This is a genomic window from Bowdeniella nasicola (genome assembly GCF_001907295.1).
GTDB classification, from domain to species: domain Bacteria; phylum Actinomycetota; class Actinomycetes; order Actinomycetales; family Actinomycetaceae; genus Bowdeniella; species Bowdeniella nasicola.
This window is the reverse complement of record NZ_MQVR01000157.1, coordinates 1-1,561: the sequence shown is the minus strand read 5'-3', so window position 1 is coordinate 1,561 and position 1,561 is coordinate 1. Positions and strand designations below refer to the sequence as shown.

Annotated in this window: 1 protein-coding gene; it reads right to left on the bottom strand. The window is 66.5% G+C overall.

Features of this window, described 5'->3' with window-relative positions:
* Nucleotides 1-22 precede the first annotated feature (22 nt).
* Nucleotides 23-1,561, bottom strand: a 1,539-nt coding sequence (locus BSZ39_RS12760) for a protein NO VEIN domain-containing protein (protein WP_143180551.1), incomplete at its 5' end; no start/stop codon positions are given.

Sequence of the window (1,561 nt, the reverse complement as noted above, 5' to 3'; positions counted from 1 at the left end):
TGGTTGTTGTCGGTGGTGTGGGTCATCGCGGTGGTCCTCCGCGTTCCCAGTAGTCGCGCCAGACCTCGTTGTAGGAACGGGTGGTCGCGGACGGTTCCAGGTGGGTGAAGGCGTCGCTCACGTACCGCAACTGGTCGTGGTCAGCGCCGCTGGTTGAGACTTCGACCAGGGCGAGCCGGTGCCGGTCGCCTTGGGTCTGGGCGAAGGTGATCTCGTTGGTGGTGATGGTGAAGGTGTCGGAACCAACGATCCGGCCCTTGACCTCGATGTAGTGGACGAAGCCGCTCTTGTCGGTGGACTGGATGTCGTAGCCGGGGTTGTTGCGCGGCATCTCGACCGGTTCGCGTCCGAGTGCTCGCTCGGCGGCGAGCACGGCTTCGACTGCTCGTCGCTCGACTTCCTCGGTCTGGCGGGCAAAGGTTTGGGCTTCAGGCTCGTTGTCGGTCGTGAGGAGTGCGCTGGGGATGACGAGTGCGGCGCCGCGGATGACGGCGGGCACGGCGACAAGGTTGGTGGCCGCATCGAGCTGTTCGAGTCGGTGGCTCAGCCGTTCATCGAGTTGTCGGGCGCGAGCGAGTGCGGTCTCGGCGCGGAGCCTGCCGATGGTGCCTGCTCGTTCGAGGGCTTCGAGGCGGTTGTGTTCGCGGTCCCAGTGGTTGATCTCTGCCAGCAGGCGATCCTTCACTTGCGCTCGGGTGCGCGCGGTCTCGATGTCGAGTCGGGTCTTGATCTCGTCCATGCGGGGCTGGAGCCCTTCACGGTAGGCCCACGCGCGCACGATCTTCTCGTGGTTCTGTCGCGCCCAGTCGCTGCCCGTGATGTCAGCGATGGCTTCGGTCTCGGTCGAGTCGGGGCGGTCGTAGTCGAGGTATGGGGGTGCTGCGGACACGGTGACGGTGCCGTCGTGTTCGAGGAGTGGGTAGTCGAAGTGGTGAGAGACCGTGTCGGCATCGGCGGCGGTGTTCTCGATGCGCTGCTCGACGCTGAACATCAGCATCGGTGCGTCGGTCTGCTTGGTGCGCCGGTCGACCAGCACCGTGCCCTGCTTGAGGGTGGGGCCGAGGTCGTCGATGGTTGCCTCGATCACGGCGTGCAGTAGCGGGTGGCCTGGTGCGATGAGGGCGGCGTCGGCGAGGCCGTCGGGGTGCATGCGTGCAAGTTCGAAGGTGATGCGCTCGTACTGCTCAGCGACGGGTGCCCATCGGTTGAGGCGTCGCGCCGTGTCGATCACGCGGGCCGGCACGCGAGTGATCTCGTAGCGTCCGTTCTCTCGCTTGCGGATGCGCCCGCCGAGCCGGGTGAGCGCGGGGAGGAAGAAGGCTGCGATGTAGCCGGGCTGGAGTCGGCGTTCGCGGGCCTTCTCCATGCGTGCGCGAACTTCGTCGAGGTTGAGGGCGGAGAACATCTCGGGGTGGAGCGCGCGCTCGGCGAGCATCTCGTCGAGGCCGTGGGAGACGCCGGCATCAATGATGCGGTCGAGCTTGGCCTTGACCTGGGGCTGGTCGCCGTAGCGGATCGCCTCGATCAGCAGGTCACGCAGCGACCGCTCTTGGAAGGCGTC